This is a genomic window from Natronospirillum operosum, assembly GCF_004768465.1.
Taxonomy (GTDB): domain Bacteria; phylum Pseudomonadota; class Gammaproteobacteria; order Pseudomonadales; family Natronospirillaceae; genus Natronospirillum; species Natronospirillum operosum.
This window is the reverse complement of the sequence record NZ_SRMF01000009.1, coordinates 117886-134899: the sequence shown is the minus strand read 5'-3', so window position 1 is coordinate 134899 and position 17014 is coordinate 117886. Positions and strand designations below refer to the sequence as shown.

General features: G+C 61.5%; 16 protein-coding genes and 1 pseudogene. 5 read left to right on the top strand and 12 right to left on the bottom strand.

The window, feature by feature from the left end:
- Positions 1 to 41: 41 nt before the first annotated feature.
- The 3 genes from E4656_RS16810 to E4656_RS16800 are packed head-to-tail and all read left to right on the top strand — an operon-like array spanning position 42 to position 2690.
- A complete protein-coding gene (locus E4656_RS16810; protein WP_135484469.1) occupies positions 42 to 698 on the top strand; it encodes a histidinol-phosphatase in 657 nt (218 codons plus the stop codon).
- Entirely contained in the window at positions 674 to 1780 is a 1107-nt protein-coding gene (locus E4656_RS16805) for an imelysin family protein (RefSeq protein ID WP_135484468.1), read from the top strand. The genes E4656_RS16810 and E4656_RS16805 overlap by 25 nt, the downstream gene beginning before the upstream one ends.
- A gap of 28 nt (positions 1781 to 1808) precedes the next feature.
- Positions 1809 to 2690: an HDOD domain-containing protein gene (locus tag E4656_RS16800; RefSeq protein ID WP_135484467.1), complete on the top strand. Its 882-nt coding sequence runs from the start codon at positions 1809 to 1811 to the stop codon at positions 2688 to 2690.
- A gap of 64 nt (positions 2691 to 2754) precedes the next feature.
- Here the strand turns inward: E4656_RS16800 and rho are convergent, their stop codons facing one another.
- The 5 genes from rho to E4656_RS16775 form a co-directional block, all read right to left on the bottom strand.
- Complete coding sequence (gene rho, locus E4656_RS16795) at positions 2755 to 4014, bottom strand: transcription termination factor Rho (protein ID WP_135484466.1); 1260 nt, start codon at positions 4012 to 4014, stop codon at positions 2755 to 2757.
- 238 nt (positions 4015 to 4252) lie between these two features.
- A complete protein-coding gene (gene trxA / locus E4656_RS16790) occupies positions 4253 to 4579 on the bottom strand; it encodes a thioredoxin TrxA (RefSeq protein WP_135484465.1) in 327 nt (108 codons plus the stop codon).
- Between the two features lie 108 nt (positions 4580 to 4687).
- Entirely contained in the window at positions 4688 to 5686 is a 999-nt protein-coding gene (gene hemB / locus E4656_RS16785) for a porphobilinogen synthase (protein WP_135484464.1), read from the bottom strand.
- Between the two features lie 52 nt (positions 5687 to 5738).
- On the bottom strand, positions 5739 to 6116 hold the full coding sequence (locus E4656_RS16780; protein WP_135484463.1) for a hypothetical protein: 378 nt from the start codon (positions 6114 to 6116) through the stop codon (positions 5739 to 5741).
- Between the two features lie 64 nt (positions 6117 to 6180).
- Positions 6181 to 8193 carry an ABC-F family ATP-binding cassette domain-containing protein gene (locus E4656_RS16775; protein WP_338090058.1) on the bottom strand — a complete coding sequence of 671 codons (2013 nt, stop codon included), beginning with the start codon at positions 8191 to 8193 and terminating at the stop codon, positions 6181 to 6183.
- On the opposite strand from E4656_RS16775, the pseudogene E4656_RS20775 reads away from it, so the two are divergent.
- A pseudogene (locus tag E4656_RS20775) lies at positions 8074 to 8367 on the top strand (TIGR02444 family protein); the annotation flags it as partial. The gene E4656_RS16775 and the pseudogene E4656_RS20775 sit on opposite strands and share 120 nt — an antisense overlap.
- Positions 8368 to 8504: 137 nt before the next feature.
- On the opposite strand, the gene E4656_RS16765 reads toward E4656_RS20775, so the two are convergent.
- The 4 genes from E4656_RS16765 to E4656_RS16750 form a co-directional block, all read right to left on the bottom strand.
- A complete protein-coding gene (locus E4656_RS16765) occupies positions 8505 to 9380 on the bottom strand; it encodes a ParA family protein (protein ID WP_276605985.1) in 876 nt (291 codons plus the stop codon).
- Between the two features lie 115 nt (positions 9381 to 9495).
- Entirely contained in the window at positions 9496 to 10467 is a 972-nt protein-coding gene (locus E4656_RS16760) for a WD40 repeat domain-containing protein (RefSeq protein ID WP_135484461.1), read from the bottom strand.
- 6 nt (positions 10468 to 10473) lie between these two features.
- Positions 10474 to 10959, bottom strand: coding sequence for a sigma D regulator (gene rsd / locus E4656_RS16755; protein ID WP_135484460.1), 486 nt, complete (start codon positions 10957 to 10959; stop codon positions 10474 to 10476).
- Between the two features lie 81 nt (positions 10960 to 11040).
- Positions 11041 to 11565, bottom strand: a complete 525-nt coding sequence (locus E4656_RS16750; protein WP_135484459.1) for a disulfide bond formation protein B — start codon at positions 11563 to 11565, stop codon at positions 11041 to 11043.
- Positions 11566 to 11660: 95 nt separating this feature from the next.
- Here E4656_RS16750 and E4656_RS16745 point away from each other — a divergent pair, with 95 nt between their 5' ends.
- The gene (locus E4656_RS16745; RefSeq protein WP_167856105.1) at positions 11661 to 12146 is read left to right on the top strand and encodes a flagellar basal body-associated FliL family protein; all 486 of its coding nucleotides are present in this window, start codon (positions 11661 to 11663) and stop codon (positions 12144 to 12146) included.
- A 10-nt stretch (positions 12147 to 12156) separates the two neighbouring features.
- Here the strand turns inward: E4656_RS16745 and gshA are convergent, their stop codons facing one another.
- From gshA to hslO, 3 genes are read right to left on the bottom strand one after another with little or no spacing between them, the layout of a single operon-like run.
- Entirely contained in the window at positions 12157 to 13713 is a 1557-nt protein-coding gene (gene gshA / locus E4656_RS16740; protein WP_240754011.1) for a glutamate--cysteine ligase, read from the bottom strand.
- Between the two features lie 18 nt (positions 13714 to 13731).
- Positions 13732 to 16050, bottom strand: a complete 2319-nt coding sequence (locus tag E4656_RS16735; protein ID WP_135484457.1) for a Tex family protein — start codon at positions 16048 to 16050, stop codon at positions 13732 to 13734.
- Between the two features lie 25 nt (positions 16051 to 16075).
- Positions 16076 to 16951, bottom strand: a complete 876-nt coding sequence (gene hslO / locus E4656_RS16730; protein WP_135484456.1) for an Hsp33 family molecular chaperone HslO — start codon at positions 16949 to 16951, stop codon at positions 16076 to 16078.
- Between the last annotated feature and the right edge of the window lie 63 nt (positions 16952 to 17014).

The window sequence follows — 17014 nt, the reverse complement described above, 5'->3', positions numbered from 1 at the left end:
TCGGGCCCACAAACGATCTGCCCGACAATGGAGGTTCCTTTTTGGCACTGGCGATTTTTGATCTCGACAACACCCTGCTGGCCGGCGACAGCGATCATGCCTGGGGCGCCTTCCTGGTTGCTCAGGGCGTGGTCGATCGCGCTGACTATCAACGTGCCAACGACTACTTCTACGCCCGCTATCAGGCCGGCACGCTGGATATCCACGAGTACGTGCAGTTTGTTGTCCAGCCCCTGCAGGAGCTGGGTCGGAACAAGCGGGAGGCGCTGCGCGAGCAGTTCCTTCAGGAGGTCGTGTCCTCCATGATTGCACCCGGCAGCGCTGCGCTGCTGGACCGGCACCGCCGGCAGGGTGATACCCTGCTCATCATCACGGCCACCATCGACTTTATCACCCGCCCCATTGCCGACCTGCTGGGTGTCCCCAGTCTGCTGGCCACACAGCCGGAGCAGGACGCGGAAGGCCAATTTACGGGCCGCATCGACGGTGTGCCCGCCTTCCGCGAAGGCAAGATCAAGCGCCTGGGAGACTGGCTGCAGGACCAGGACGACACCTTCCCCAGACGCTGGTTCTACAGTGACAGTCACAATGACCTGCCGCTGCTGGAGCAGGTCACCGACCCGGTGGCAGTCGACCCCGACCCCACCCTCAATCAGATTGCGGAGCACCGTTCATGGCCCGTTATATCCTTGCGTTGATCGCAGTTATCGGGCTGGCTGGCTGCAGCAGTGAAGCCCCGGCACCGGAAACACAGGACAGCGCCAGTCAAGCCCCGGAAGCAGATGCGACCGATCTGCCCGAGGTCTCCGAGCAGAAAGCCCTGTGGCAGTCCATGACCCTGGCCCAGTGCGAGCCGCTGCTGCAAGGTCATCAGGAACAGACCGCAGTGCTCGCCAGCCAGGTCAGTCTGCTCGCCGATGCACCCACGGCAGACACCCTGCGTGGCGCCCAATCGGCCTGGCGCCAGGCGCTCTCCAATTGGGGTGGTGCCAGCCTCTGCCTGCAATACCCGCTGCCCAGTGCCAGCCCGATACCACATGGGGCACGCTGGCAGCGCACCGCTGCGGCACCCGCCCTGGCCGGTTTTGTCGATGCCGTGCCCGGTTATGAAGACAGCGGAATTGTGCATGACGAAACCATGGCCCTGACCCTGCAGACCCTGCTGCGCCAGCATCAGGTGACCGACGACGGCGAGGTATCTCTGGGCTTCTATGCGCTCGAAGTATTGCTGTTCGGCAGCGTCCGACGGGAGCCGGGGGATTTTGCACCCGCTGCCGATCTGGACAGCATACCACTGACCGAACAGACACCGGCGGCACGCCGCAGCCGGATGGCCACGCTGCTGGCACTGGACCTGACCAGTCAGGCCAGCGTCTGGCAGGACTACTGGGATGACCATGCAGGTCCGCTGAACCCGGAAACGGACACCGCCACCCTGCTCTGGGTCTGGTCCAGAGCCCTGGAAGATGCCACCCGTATTGGCGAAAGCCTGGCACGCGGGCAAATTGGTCGAGCCCTGTCCAGCGAACACGATCTGCTGTATCTCAATGGCCTGACCCAGGCTCTGGCGCACTGGTGGTCAGACCCGACTACACTGGAACAGGTGGAGCAGGCTGGCATCTCGACCAGCGACTGGAGAGCCACCGATGACCGGCTCGCCGCGCTGAGTGCAGACAGCGAACCGGAAGCCTTCGCGGCCGCCACAGAGCGGGCCGCAAGATTGCTGCGCGAACTCAGCCGCCTGCTAGACTCGGCCAGCCTGCCACTCATGCCGGCCTGAAATCAGTCCAGAATAACGAGAACCGACCATGACCGCCGTACAACTGACCGACGAACAGATCAAGCAGATTCTTCAGGGCATACTGGTGCCGCCGCAGCCACAGATCATGGTCGACCTGCAGATGGAACAGATGCACCCGGAACCGGACCTGAACAATATTGCCGAATTGATCAAGCAGGATGTCGGACTGGCCGCCACCATGCTAAAGGTCGTGAATGCGCCAGCCTACGGCCTGCGCAACCGGATCAACTCGGTCAACCATGCGGTGACGCTGCTGGGTCTCAAGACCGTGGTCAATATCATCAATGGTCTGAGTATTCGGGGTGAACTCGGCGATGCCGAAATCATGGAGCTGAACCGATTCTGGGACACGGCCATGGATGTCGCCATTGTCAGCGCCTCCGTGGCCAAGCAGATCGGTTTTCCCAACCCTGATGAAGCTTACAACCTGGGCCTGTTCCACAACGCCGGCATGCCGCTGATGCACCGGCGCTTTGCAGGTTATTTTCAGATCATGCAGGAAGCCTATGCCGGCGACCATGAACGGATCATCGACGCCGAGAACGCCGCCTTCAAAACCAATCATGCTGTGGTCGGGTACTACTGTGCCCGCTCCTGGAACCTGCCCGCACACCTGTGCGAAGTCATTGCCGACCATCACAACGTGCGCCAGATATCACAGAGCCCCGGCACCAGCCGGGAAAGCGAAAAGACCGTCTTGCTGGCCATCCTGAAAACAGCCGAGCACATGTGCGGCAACTACCACGCCATTGGTCAGCAGCAGGTGGACCACGAGTGGGATGATATTCGCGACATCGTACTGGATATACTCGGGCTGAGTACCTACGACCTCGACAGCATGCGGACCGCCTTTGAAGATCAGGGTATCAATCTGCCGCACTATTACTGACAGACTGTACCCGGGGCCCGTCCCCAGGCAAGGGGATGGGCAGGCCCCGTGTGACGAGCGGCCTTCAGCCGTTACGCATGGCGTCGAAGAACTCGTTGTTGGTCTTGCTGCCCTTGAGCTTGTCGAGCAGAAACTCGATGGCCTGCACGTCTTCCATGTCGGCCAGCAGCTTGCGCAGTATGTACAGGCGCTGCAGAGAGTCGGCCTTGATCAGGCGATCTTCGCGGCGGGTGCCGCTGCGGCGGATATTGATGGCCGGGAAGATGCGCCGCTCGGCGATGCGCCGATCCAGATGCACTTCCATATTGCCTGTACCCTTGAACTCCTCGTAGATGACTTCATCCATCTTGGAGCCGGTGTCCACCAGGGCCGTGGCCACAATGGTCAGAGAACCACCTTCCTCGACATTACGCGCCGCACCGAAGAAACGCTTCGGGCGCTCCAGAGCGTGCGCGTCAACACCACCGGTGAGCACCTTGCCGGACGAAGGCACCACAGTATTGTAGGCGCGCGCCAGACGAGTAATGGAATCCAGCAGGATCACCACATCACGCTTGTGTTCGGTCAGGCGCTTGGCCTTTTCGATGACCATTTCGGCCACCTGAACGTGACGCGACGGCGGCTCGTCAAAGGTGGAAGCGACCACTTCGCCGCGCACCGAGCGCTGCATCTCGGTCACTTCTTCCGGCCGCTCGTCGATCAGCAATACAATCAGTTCGACTTCGGGCGAGTTGCGCACGATGGCCTGTGCCATATGCTGCAGCATCAGTGTCTTGCCCGCCTTGGGCGGTGCCACTATAAGACCTCGCTGGCCCTTGCCGATCGGCGATACCAGATCAAGCACGCGCCCGGTGAGGTCCTCGGTGGACCCCATGCCGGTTTCCAGCGGCAACGACACCTCCGGAAACAGCGGGGTCAGATTCTCGAACAGAATCTTGTTGCGCGAGTTCTCGTTGGCTTCATCGTTGATGGCGTCAATCTTCAGCAGCGCGAAATAGCGTTCACCCTCTTTCGGCGGCCTGATCTTGCCCGCAATGGTGTCGCCGGTGCGCAGATTGAAGCGTCGAATCTGACTGGGTGACACATAGATGTCGTCCGGGCCGGCCAGATAGGAGCTGCTGGCAGAGCGGAGGAAACCGAACCCGTCCTGCAGAATTTCCAGCACACCATCGCCATAGATATCTTCGCCACTCTTGGCGTGGCGCTTGAGAATGGTAAAGATCAGGTCCTGCTTGCGGGTGCGGGTTACATTTTCAAGGCCCATGTCCTGGGCAATTTTCAGCAACTCCGGAACCGGTTGGGTTTTCAGTTCACTCAGATTCATAGGAAAGACGCGCTGTCAGTTTGAACAATTGGATTGTTTTTTAAGGAATAATAAATAGGGGTCGGGCGGGAGACGCCGAGGGCAGATGAGATCCGCTCGCGTACTATAGATAGAAACCGCAGCGGTGTCTACCGCATTTTGGGCTGAATTTACGGTTGGGGTCACTGGCCGCATCCTTGTTGCAGCCCTTTTTGCATGGCGGCCGGTGCGCTTGCACGCTGGCCGCCTCGCTGCGTCATTACAGATTGCTGTCAATAAATTCCAGCAACTGCGACTTGGACAGTGCGCCCACCTTGGTGGCCGCCACATCACCGTTCTTGAAAATCATCAGTGTGGGAATACCACGAATGCCGTACTTCGGCGGTGTGGACTGATTTTCGTCAATGTTGAGCTTGGCCACAGCCAGCTTGTCCGCGTACTCTTCAGCCACTTCTTCCAGCACCGGCGCGATCATCTTGCAGGGGCCGCACCATTCAGCCCAATAATCGACCAGTACCGGCTTGTCGGCACCGAGCACGTCAGTACCGAAAGAATCGTCCGTCACGTTAATGATGTGGTCACTCATAACACCCATCCAGAATTTTTGAGTTAAGTGGGCCGTCGAAACTGCGACCGCCCTGACTTGTCCAACGTGGAGTCGGCTGCTGATAATACAACCCCCTCCGCCAACTTTCTATCCCTGTTCCCGTTGCCACTGCTCGGCTACCCGGCGCGCAAAATAGGTCAGAATGGCGTCGGCACCGGCGCGGCGAAAGGCCAGCAGGCTCTCGGTAATGACCGCCTCATCCAGCCAGCCCTGAGCTATCGCAGCCTGCAGCATGGCATACTCACCACTGACCTGATACACCATGGTGGGGCGGCGAAACTCGGCCTTGACGCGCTGCACCACATCCAGATAGGGCATGCCCGGCTTGACCATCACCATGTCGGCACCCTCGGCCAGATCCAGAGCCACCTCATGCAGGGCCTCGTCACTGTTGGCCGGATCCATCTGATAGGTTTCCTTGCTGCCCTTGCCCAGATTGGACGCAGAACCGACTGCGTCGCGGAAAGGCCCATAGAACGCCGACGCATATTTTGCCGAGTAGGCCATGATGCGGGTATTGTGATGCCCTGCATCTTCGAGCGCCTGGCGGATGGCGCCGATGCGGCCATCCATCATGTCGGAAGGCGCGACCACATCGACCCCGGACTCGGCATGCGACAGCGCCTGCCGCACCAGGGTGTCCACGGTCACATCATTGGCCACATAGCCGGTCGCATCCAGAATGCCGTCCTGGCCGTGACTGGTAAAGGGGTCCAGCGCCACATCGGTCATGACGCCCAGTTCCGGCACTGCAGCCTTGACCGCCCGCACCGCCCGCTGCGCCAGCCCCTCGGGGTTCCAGGCCTCTTCGGCCAGCTCCGACTTGGCCTCCGGCGGCGTCACCGGAAACAGCGCCAGCATCGGAATACCGAGCGCGTGCACGGCTTCGGCTTCCGCCACCAGCAGATCGATGCTGAGCCGCTCCACACCCGGCATGGAGGGCACAGGCTCACGCGCATTGACACCTTCGCGCACGAACACCGGGTAGATCAGATTCTCCGGGCCGAGACGGTTTTCCCGCATCAGCGCCCGACTGAATGCATCCCGCCGCATGCGGCGAGGGCGAACCAGAGGATATTCTGCCATATGACACCTTGTTTGCACTGAGGTCGGCAAGGATAGCATCGCCGGGAGCGGACTAGTAGAAGCTCAGTATGATCACATGGTGCAGGGTCTGGCTGCGCTTCCAGCGCGCGCAGCCGACGCTGGAGTCACCGCTGGGCACGCGATAGGCATAGCTGCGCGAGGCGGCAAGGACGCGCACATAGGTGCGCCCGGGGAAGTCGCCGCGCTCGACAAAGCGCCAGGCTTCACCATCCAGCGCGTTGGCCAGCGGTACCCGTCCCTCATTGCGATGCGTTTCGGCCATGCACACCAGATAGGCGAAGTCATAGAGGTCATCGTAGCGCCAGTAATCCTCGACATCGCGCCAGTCCGGATTGGCCACACAGCTGCCCAGAATCAGCAATACGGCGAGGGTGATGACCCGAAACAGGGGGCGACGTAATCTGAGCATGAGGCAGTCAATATCGGTCAGGGTATTGCTGACTGTATCGACCGCAGGCCCTGCAACTTCAGTTTCAGTCTGTGGTGACCTGGCCCGCCGATTCCAGCGCTTCTTCCGCCGCCATCCATTCCGCCTCGGCGGCGGCCAGCGCCTGCTGAGCTTCCGCCTGCGCCTGCAACTGCTGCTGCAGTTCCTGCTTGCGGCTGTCATCATACAGGGCGGCATCGGCCAGGGTCTGATTGATAGCCTCCAGCCGAGCCTGGGCCTGCTCTGCCTGCAGCGCCGCCTTCTCGGCCGCCTTCTTGAGCGGTGCCAATTGCCGGCGCCGCTCGGCAGCCTCGCGTTTGGCCGCCTTGCGGTCGGCGGTCGAACCGGTCGGCGTCGAGCCGGAGGAGGGCTCCGGCGCCGACAGCTGTTGCAGATAGTCGTTCAGATCCCCCGCGAAGGGCTGTACCGTGCCGTCGGCCACCAGCCAGAACTCGTCGACGGTCGACTCCATCAGAAAGCGGTCGTGCGAGACCACGATCACCACGCCCTCATAAGCCTGCAGTGCCTCGGCCAGCGCCGCCCGCATCTGCATATCCAGGTGGTTGGTCGGCTCATCCAGCAGCAACAGGTTGGGCCGCTGCCAGGCAATGATGGCGAGCGCCAGACGCGCCTTTTCGCCGCCGGAAAACAGCTTTACCGGATCATCCGCCATGGCACCCTGAAAGTTGAAGCCGCCTAGGAAGTTGCGCAGCACCTGCTCGCGCGCATCGGGCGCCAGACGCTGCAGATGGGTCAAAGGCGATGCTTCGGCATCCAGCGCATCCACCTGATGCTGGGCAAAATAACCCGGGTAATAGTGCGCCCCGCATTCACTGTCGCCGCGCTGCACGGCCAGATCACCGGCCAGATGGCGAATCAGCGTCGACTTGCCGGCACCATTGCGTCCCAGCAGGCCAATACGCATGCCCGGATAGAGACTGAGTTGCAGTTCACTGAGCACCGTGGTCTCGCCATAGCCCAACGCCGCATCCGTCAGCCTGATCAGGGGCTGTGATACCTTGTCACTGGTGGTGAAACGAAAATGGAACGGGCTGTCAGCACGTGCCGGCGCATCCAGGGTCATGCGCTCCAGTGCCTTCAGGCGGCTCTGTGCCTGACGCGCCTTGGTGGCCTTGTAGCGAAAGCGCTCCACAAAGCGTTCCATTTCAGCACGCCGGGTTTCCTGCTTCTCGAAGGCCACCTGCTGCTGCGCCAGGCGTTCGGCGCGCTGACGTTCGAAACTGCTGAAGTTTCCGCTGTAGAGTGTCAGTTGCCGATGTTCGAAACTGAGCACCCGGTCGGCCACGGCATCGAGAAAGTCCCGGTCATGCGAAATAACCAGCAGGGTGCCCTGATATTGCACCAGCCAGCTCTGCAGCCAGTGCACGGTTTCCAGATCCAGATGGTTGGTTGGCTCGTCGAGCAGCAACAGATCGCTGCGCTGAATCAGGGTCTGCGCCAGATTCAGCCGCACCCGCCAGCCACCGGAAAAGTCGGCTACCGGACGCTGCAGGTCGGTGGGCGCAAAGCCCAGGCCAAGCAGAATGATTTCGGCTTCATGCTGGACCTGATAGCCTTGCATGTCATCCATCTGGCCATGCAGACGGGCCAGCTGTGCATCATCGGCACCGGCTTCGGCCTGCTCTATGGCCTGCTGCAGCGCCCGCCATTCCTGCAGGCCGTCCAGCACGTGGTCAACGGCGGAACGATCCAGCGCCGGAGTTTCCTGGCGCATATGCGCAATGCGCCATTGCGCCGGCAGGTGAACGGTACCCAGATCGGCACCCAGCCGGCCCAGCAGCAATTGGAACAGCGATGACTTTCCGGCACCATTGGCACCGATCACAGCGACCTTGTCGCCGGGGGCAATCTGCAGTGAGGCGCTACTGAACAACGCCTCGCCGCCACGCATCAATTCAACATCGGAGAACTGAATCATTTGACTGTCAAACACCTGTCGCCGGATCTGCCGCTGGCCTTCGAACTGTGGCAGTTCGCCGGCCGCCTCTATGCCAGGCCAGGCGTTGCTGAACACCTGTTGCATTGTCAGGACCAACATGGGGTATGGATCAATGACTGGTTGTTCGCCGCCTGGCAGGCGGCCAAGGGTAACACACTGATCAGCGCATATCGCGACCGAGTCCACCCTCGACAGCAATGGCGGGACGAGGTCATACGACCCTGGCGCACCTGGCGGCGGCAATTGAAATCAATGCAGGCTGCGGGCAGCAGCGGCAGTCATTATCAGAGGGTAAAAGCGGCCGAACTGACTCTGGAGTGGCATGATCTGGCCTGGCTGGCCCGCCACCAGGACCAGTTGACCGCCAGCAGCGGCGCGGAGTCAGCCCAGACGCAGCTGACAATCAGTATTCAGCGCGCTTCGGACTGGTCGGCGGGGGACGCCGCTGCGGCTGCACTCTGGCTGTCATCATCAGCGGACAGGCTTTCGGCGCCCGGCGGTGGCTCGTCTTCCGACACCTCGGCAGACTGACTGCCGGCCTGGTCCGACCGCTGTTCCTGCCGACGTTCCAGCACCTTCTCGGTGGCGGAGTCTATCCAGTCCAGCAGAAACCCCCACTCCTCCACATCCGTGTCATGTCGGGCGGCCATATCACTCAGCCCGAGGCCATGTTCGGAGGCTCGGACGTAGTACTGAGTATCACGCAGGCTGGTAATGAACGGAATCTTGAGACTGCGCAGAAACAGTTCCAGCTTGGAGTAGACCAGGGTGTTGCGACGTACCCTGTTGGCCACGGCACCAACCAGAATCGGCCGCGACCGGAAGGCCGGGCTGAGCAACACTTCCTTGATGAAGGTCGTGGTGGCGCGAATATCGATGGGTGAGGGTGTGACCGGTACGATCATGATATCGGTATCACGAATCATGTCACTCAGGCCGTTGCCCTTGAGGCCGGCCGGGGTATCGATCACCACGCGCTCGGTTTCTGCCGGCAACTTGCGCATCACAAAGGTACGGGTCGAGTTGGCCAGTTGACTGTAGGCGGCAACGCCATGAATCAGAGGATGACCCTTGTGGCGCGCCTGCAGCCACTGCATGGCCGAGCCCTGCGGGTCAAAATCGATCAGAGACGTATACTTGCCCTGGCCAGCGAAATGGGCCGCAAGATTGGTGGCGATGGTGGTTTTACCACAGCCGCCCTTGGAATTGGCCAGAACCATGCGAATGGGTGGCTCATATCGGTTGACCCGTGTTTCGGGTTCATTATTGGATGCGTATTGTTCCATAGCCATCACTGCTGTCGCTGCCTGTTTCCGTACTGTGAGGAGGCCGTTACCCTGAACTTCGTCCCTGACAGGGTACAATTCCTGAACACCTCAACTTAAGTGGCAGTGTACGGCGTTACTGCAATAACGCAAGTTTACCATTGGAGCTGAGCGCCAGTACGCCACCCTGATAGGGACGGAGATCGAGAATGACATGACTTTCGCGGGCATAAAGCCCCTGACTGCCCAGGCGCCAGTGACCTCGGCGCTCCATTGCCTGCAGATGCCAGCGGCTGACGCCGTGACGCCGATCGCCCACCAGCAGCTCGTTGTCGTTGTGCACAAAGCGGGCGGTCGAGAGCACACGCTGGCGGCCCGGAATGACCCGTACCACGTTCCCGGTGGCCGTATTCCAGACCTTGCCATCATCGCCCTGGGCGGCAGAGAAAGCATAGACGCCTGAGGCGGACAGCGCCACCGTACGCACCTGATTGTCATGGCGCCGATGCTGCAGTATCAGACCGTCGTCCGCTGACCAGTAGATGGCCCGCCGATCATCGCCGCCACTCAGTACCCGCCGCCCATCGCCCGACAGCGCCACACTGTGGACTCCGCCCCGATGGCCGACCAGCCGCTGCACCACTTCGCCGCTGGCGGCGTTGAACACAGCCACGGTGCCCTCTTCCAGGCCGAGCACAAAGCGGCTGCCGGTCTGGTCAAGCGCGACCGAACGTATCATGGCGGGAGCTTCGAAATAGGTGAGAGCGTTACCCTCGGTGGCCGACCAGATCACGACCTGTCGGCCCTGAACAGTGGCTACGCGCTGACCATCGTCGGAGATGGCGATGGCAGTGAAGGCAGAATAATCGCCCAGTTGCCGGTCGGCATCCAGATTCCAGTCAAACAGGCGCTCGTAGTCCGGCATCTGCCAGAGACTGCCGCCATGAAAAATCGAGCCCACGGCCACGTGCTGCCCGGAAGGCCCAATGGCTCCGGCATAAAGCCCCCCGGTGGCCAAAGACCAGGTCTGTGCGGGCCGGTCGGTGCAGGCAGCAAGCATCAGCATGCCACTCAGGACCAGCGCTCGCTGCCACCAGTCCAGATTCATCTGCCGTCAGCCCTCGGAAATAACCTTGTCTCGATGCACTTCGTGCAAGTCCTGAATCAACTGGTCTTCCAGTTCGAACCGTTCTTCCAACTGCTCACCCAAACGGGACAGGTCGGAATCCAGCTCACTCAGGTGCTGCCGGGTTTCCCTGACATCGCTGTAGTTGTCATTGAAGGACAGCACATGCTCGGTGTTGTCCTCCAGCCGGACGAACACGGCCCGGGCTTTCTCCAGGTCGGCATCCCTGAATTCCTGCGCCTCGCGCAGCAACTGCTCATAGACTTCGAAGTGACCCGCCGAAACGTAGTCCACCAGCACTTCGCAGAAGCGCTGAATACGCTCTTCAATCGGAGCTTCTTCGACATCCAGACCACGACCGCCGTTCACGGCGAACATGCGAACAATCAGTTCACGACGCTCCGCCAGCCAGCGATCGATGATGTCGTGTACGCCACCCCAGCGCTCTTTGGCGCTTTGACATTCTTCCAGCATATCAGGCTGTTTCCTTGTGTTGCGGACTTACCAGAAAACCACCTGTGCGGGCAAAAAGCAATAGGTGGACTGACTGGACTTTCAGCGGCCACTGCGACGCTGAAAGCCACCCTGCCACAGCAGGATACCTGCATATACAGCGTAAATCACGAACCAGACCAGCGACCAGCCCGGAATACTGATGCCCAGAAAGGTCCAGTGCTGGTTGCTGCAGTCTCCGGTGCCACGGAACACGGCATTCAGGGCCTCGCTGAGCGCATAATTGTCGAGCATGAACTGCAGGCCGGGGCCGCAGGACGCCACGGCCGCAGGCGGAAACCATTGCAGCCACAGATGCCGCAGGGCAATACCCGCGCCCACCAGGGCAGCCAGCAGGGCCAGACCGCCGTAGACACGCACCCCCTTGCGACCTGGGCCATGCAGTGCCGCGACCAGAAACACCACACCCACCGCCATGAACGCGATCCGCTGGAACACGCAGAGCGGACAGGGCGGCAGACCCAGGCTGTTTTGCAGATACAGTATGGCCAGTAACAGCAGGCCCACAACGCTAGCTGCGGCCAGGGCATTAAGCCACCGGACGGATGGCAGGACCATGGTGCTCATTCCTTCTGTTTATTGCTAGACTTATGCAGGCGAGCTATCTGCCGATAACAGCCAGACTGCCTGCCCATCCATCACCGAGGTTTCAGACCGGCATCATGATACGCAGAAAGCAGTTCAAGACACAGGGGGTTTACCCCAAGCTGAAATCCATCATCTACCGCACTCTGCTGCTGGCCCTGCTGACCGCCATGGTCAGTGTGGCAGCACAGGACGCGGATGAACTCGACGACGGCCCGGTCGACCACACTTCGGAAGAACAGCCGCTGGCCCGCTATGTCGACCTGCAACCGGAGTTTGTGCTCAACTACGGGCGTGACGGGCGTGTGCGCTTCCTGCGCATGGAGGTCAACCTGGTCACCAGTGGTCCTGATGGCGCAGCCATTCTCAATCATCATTCACCGACGCTGCGCCATATCATCGTGCTGAATATCTCGGATGCGCCACATGCCGAGCTCAACACGACAGACGGGCGTCGCGAGTTGCGCCAACGCATTCTGAGTGAAATGCGGGACTTCATCAGGAGCGAAACAGGCGCCTCCCATGTCGAAGGCATACTGTTCAGCAACCTGGTCCTGCAGTAGTCGAGCGCCCTCAGGCAGACTGCCCCATATACCGCGCCACAAATTCATCGAAAGAGCCTTCGGATGCCGCTTCCAGGGCGGCCTGTTCCTCCAGCGAGCGCGCACTCATGGCCTGCATGCGCTGCAGCAAATCCGGGTCCGGCGCCTGTTCGGTCAGTACACTGCGATGCTGTCGTGCCAGGGTCCGTGCATGGTCACGGAACTCGGCCGGCCGGTTTCTGAGTTCGTCATGCATGCGACCCGAAGGCGTCAGTCCGGGCTGCTGCAACCAGCGCCGGTACTGGGTCAGTGACGACTGCACTGCCGCCGCATCCTCCGGGGCTGCAGCCTCGACCAAAGCACTGATTTCATCAAGTACGCTCGCCCCCCAGTCGCGCAGTGTCTGCACCCGATCCTCGCCCACCAGACGCAGCTTCGGATCCCGGCCATACAGTACCGCCAGACGCTGATTGAAACCTACGCGTTCACATTCCACATCCGAAATACGCCGCCCTTCGGTGACCAGACACCAGAACAGGAACCAGTTCAGGAAGCGGATCTGATCCGCATCGATGCCCAGCGGCAGATAGGGATTGAGATCCAGGCAGCGGATCTCGACATATTCGACGCCGTCCCGCTTGAGGGCGGCCAGCGGCTTTTCACCGGACTGGCCGTTCCGCTTGGGCCGGATGTCCGAGTAGTACTCGTTTTCGATCTGCAGGATATTGGCGTTGAGTTGCTGATACTGCTCACCCTTCTTGATCCCGATCGACTGATAGGGCGGATAGGGCGTGTGCAGGGCCCGGTGCAGCGTCTCGATATAGGTGGGCAGACTGTTGAAGCAGACTTTCAGGCTCTGCTGCGCGGCGTTGGTATAGCCCATGTCGCTCATGCGCAGGCTGGTGGCATCCTGCATCAGCAGTGAGTACTCACCATGCTGCTGCATGCGTGCGGACCCCTCGCGCAGAAAGCTGCGATCCACTGCCGGCGAGGCGCCGAACAGATACAGCAGCAGCCAGGAATGGCGGCGGAACTGGCGGATCAGCCCGAAGTAGCTCTGCGAGCGAAAATCACTCGGGCTGCTGTCCGAGCCCTGGCGCACCTGCCAGGCCGGCCAGAAAGAATCGGGCACGGAATAGTTGAAATGCACCCCGGCAATGGTCTGCATGATACGTCCGTAGCGATGCCAGAGCCCGTGTCGATAGGCGTTTTTCAGGCGCCCGATATGGGAAGATCCGTATTCGGCTATGCGCACGCTCAGCTCGCCATCCAGCACGGCGGGCATGCTGGCCGGCCAGATGTCTTCCTGCGGATTCACATGCAGCGCAAACCGATGCAGATCGGCCAGATCCTGCAGTGTGTCCTCCGGCCGGGTGCGGGCCGGGGTAATGAATTCCAGCAGCGCTTCCGAATAGTCGGTCGTGATCTGCGGGTGGGTCAGAGCGGAACCGAGTGCCTGCGGGTGATTGGTCTGGCTGATCTGCCCGCTGGCATCCGTGCGCAGGCCTTCCTTTTCGATTCCGTGTCGAAACCGGAAAAGGTCGGCTGGCTGATCCCGCAGCCAGTCTCTGAGTTCTGTCGACATCATGCCTTCTGCCTCAAGTGCTTACTGTCTGGATTGCTGCAGCGCCTGCTGCAGCAGATCGCCCATGGTACCCTGGCGGTTCGACTCGCCCTGCTTGCTGCTCTGGGCCTGGCGACGACCACCCCTGCCCTTGCGCGGTGCAGCCTTGCCTGCTTCGGCCTGCGTCGCCGTCTCGGGCTCGTCATCCAGCCGCATGCTGAGACCGATGCGCTTGCGCGCCACATCCACCGACATGACCTTGACCCGCACCACATCACCGGCCCGCACCACGCTGGCCGGGTCCTTCACGAAACTGTGACTGAGCGCCGAGATATGCACCAGGCCGTCCTGATGCACCCCCACATCCACGAAGGCACCAAAGTTGGTGACGTTGGTGACGACACCTTCCAGAATCATGCCGGGCTTCAGATGCTTCACTTCATGCACCCCTTCCTGGAAGGTGGCGGTGCGGAATTCCGGCCGCGGGTCGCGCCCCGGCTTTTCCAGTTCGGCCAGCACGTCGCGCACCGTGGGCAGGCCCCACCGGTCACTGACAAACTGCTCCGGCTGCAGGCTGCGCAGGGCCGCCGTATCACCCATCAGGCTGCTGATGCTGCGCCCGGTCTGACTGACTACCTGCTCCACCAGCGGGTAGGACTCGGGGTGCACCGCCGAGGCGTCCAGCGGCTGGTCGCCATCGCGGATGCGCAAAAAACCCGCACACTGCTCGAACGCCTTGGGGCCCAGGCGGGGCACGGATTTCAGCTCCTTGCGGCTGCGGAAGCGCCCGGCACTTTCACGCCAGGTCACAATATTGTCGGCAATGCTGCTGTTGAGCCCCGACACCCGGCTCAGCAACGCCGACGACGCCGTGTTCAAGTCGACGCCGACGCCGTTCACACAGTCTTCCACCACAGCTTCCAGCGAGCGCGCCAACGCCACCTGGGACACATCATGCTGATACTGCCCTACCCCGATGGCCTTGGGGTCGATCTTGACCAGCTCGGCCAGCGGGTCCTGCAGGCGCCGCGCAATGGACACCGCGCCGCGGAAACTGACATCCAACTGCGGGAATTCACGTGCCGCCAGCGCCGAAGCCGAGTACACCGAGGCCCCGGCTTCGGAGACCATGACCGTCTGCAACTTGAGTTCCGGATGCTCGCGTGCGATCTCACGCGCCAGCTCATCGGTTTCGCGTGACGCCGTGCCATTACCGATGGCGACCAGCTCCACGCCGTGGCGCTGACACAGACTGACCAGCACCTGCCGGGCCTGCGCGCGCTGATTCTGCGGCTGATGCGGATATACCGCCACATGGTCCAGCAGCCGGCCCGTGCCATCAATCACCACCACCTTGACGCCGGTGCGGTAGGCCGGGTCCAGCCCCATGGTCACGCGCAGCCCGGCCGGGGCGGCCAGTAGCAGATCCTTGAGATTGCGGCCGAAGACCTGGATGGCATCCATCTCGGCCCGTTCACGCAGAGTATTGAACAGGTCGGTTTCCAGATGCGGCTGCAGCTTGACGCGCCAGCTCCAGCGCGCCACTTCCGACAGCCAGCCACTGGCGGCCCGACCGTTCACCGGCAACTGCAGGTGGTCGGCAATCAGCCCCTGGCCATGATCAGCGTCATAACGTTCGGGGTCGGGCACCAGACTCATCTGCAGAATGCCCTCGTTGCGGCCCCGGAACACGGCCAGCGCCCGGTGCGAGGGCATGGAGCGCCAGGGCTCCCGATGCTCGAAATAGTCGGCGAACTTCTGCCCTTCGGCTTCCTTGCCGGGGACCACCCTTGCTTCCACCACGCCCTGCTGACGCAGGAAGTCCCGCACCTTGCCCACCAGATCGGCCTGCTCGGCAAAGCGCTCCATCAGAATGAACTTGGCGCCATCCAGGGCCGCCCGCACATCGGCCACGCCGCGATCCGCATCCACAAAGGCTGCGGCGCAGGTCTCCGGCGTCTGGTCCGGGTTGTCCAGCAAGCTGTCGGCCAGTGGTTCCAGCCCCGCTTCGATGGCGATCTGCCCCTTGGTGCGCCGCCTGGGCTTGTAGGGCAGGTACAGGTCTTCCAGCTCGGTCTTGGTGGTGGCCGCCTCGATGGCCGCTGACAGTTCCGGGGTCAGTTTGTCCTGCTCACCAATGCTGCGCAGTATGGCACTTCGTCGATCTTCCAGCTCACGCAGATAGCGCAGGCGGTCTTCCAGATCACGCAGTTGGGTATCGTCCAGCCCGCCAGTGGCCTCTTTCCGGTAACGCGCGATAAAGGGCACGGTGGCGCCTTCATCCAGCAGGGCCATGGTAGCCTCGACCTGCTGGGTCTGAATGCTCAACTCACTCGCCAACTGCAGTACCAGACGTTGCATAATCATTCCTTTCCGAAGTCGATGTTCAGTTAAGCGCCGTATTGTCATCGCCCTCGAACAGGGCTTCGACATCTTCCACGGTGTAGTTGTAGCGGGCCCGACAGAACTGGCAGTCTACCTGAATACTGCCTTGTTCGACGGCCAGTTGCCGGGCCTCGGCATAGCCGATGGAGCGCAGCGCCCGCGCACTGCGTTCATGCGAGCAGGTGCACTCGAAATGGCGGGGCACGGGCGGCCAGGTACGCACGGTTTCTTCGTGAAACAGGCGCACCAGCAGGCGTTCGCTGTCCAGCGTCAGCAGTTCCGCATCCGTCAGCGTATCGGCCAGGGCGATGATCCGATCCCAGCCGTCACTGTCATGGGTCAGGCTGCTCTCATGAGCGCTCTCGGGCATGGCCTGGATCAGCAGGCCGGCCGCCTGTACACCGTCGGCGGCCAGCCAGACCCGGGTGCGAATCTGTTCGGATTGCTGGAAATAATCCTCCAGTGCCTGTGCCAGCCCATGATCACGCAGGCTGACGATACCCTGATAGCGCTGCCCCTGCTCCGGCTCTATGGTGATCGCCAACTGGCCTTCGCCCAGCATCGGACCACCGTCGACAAAGTCATCAGTGTAGCGGGCAATGGCGCGCAGCCGCTCATGGTGCTCGCACTCGGCCATGACGGTACGCACCTGACCGGCACCACGCGCCTGCAGACTGAGCAGGCCGCGGAACTTGAGCGTATCACTGAGCAGACTGACCGCCGCCATGAACTCCCCGAGCAGCCGAGCCACCGGCGCCGGATAACTGTGCTGGGACAGGACGTCACGATAGCTCTGTTGCAGATGGGTCAATTCACCACGGATGGCAAGCTGATCGAACAGGAAACGCTGACACTGATCGGTGCCACTCTGGGACATGCTGGGTACTCTTGCTGGTTATTACCGAATTGACGATTATGCCGTGGAGGTTGCCGGCCGGAC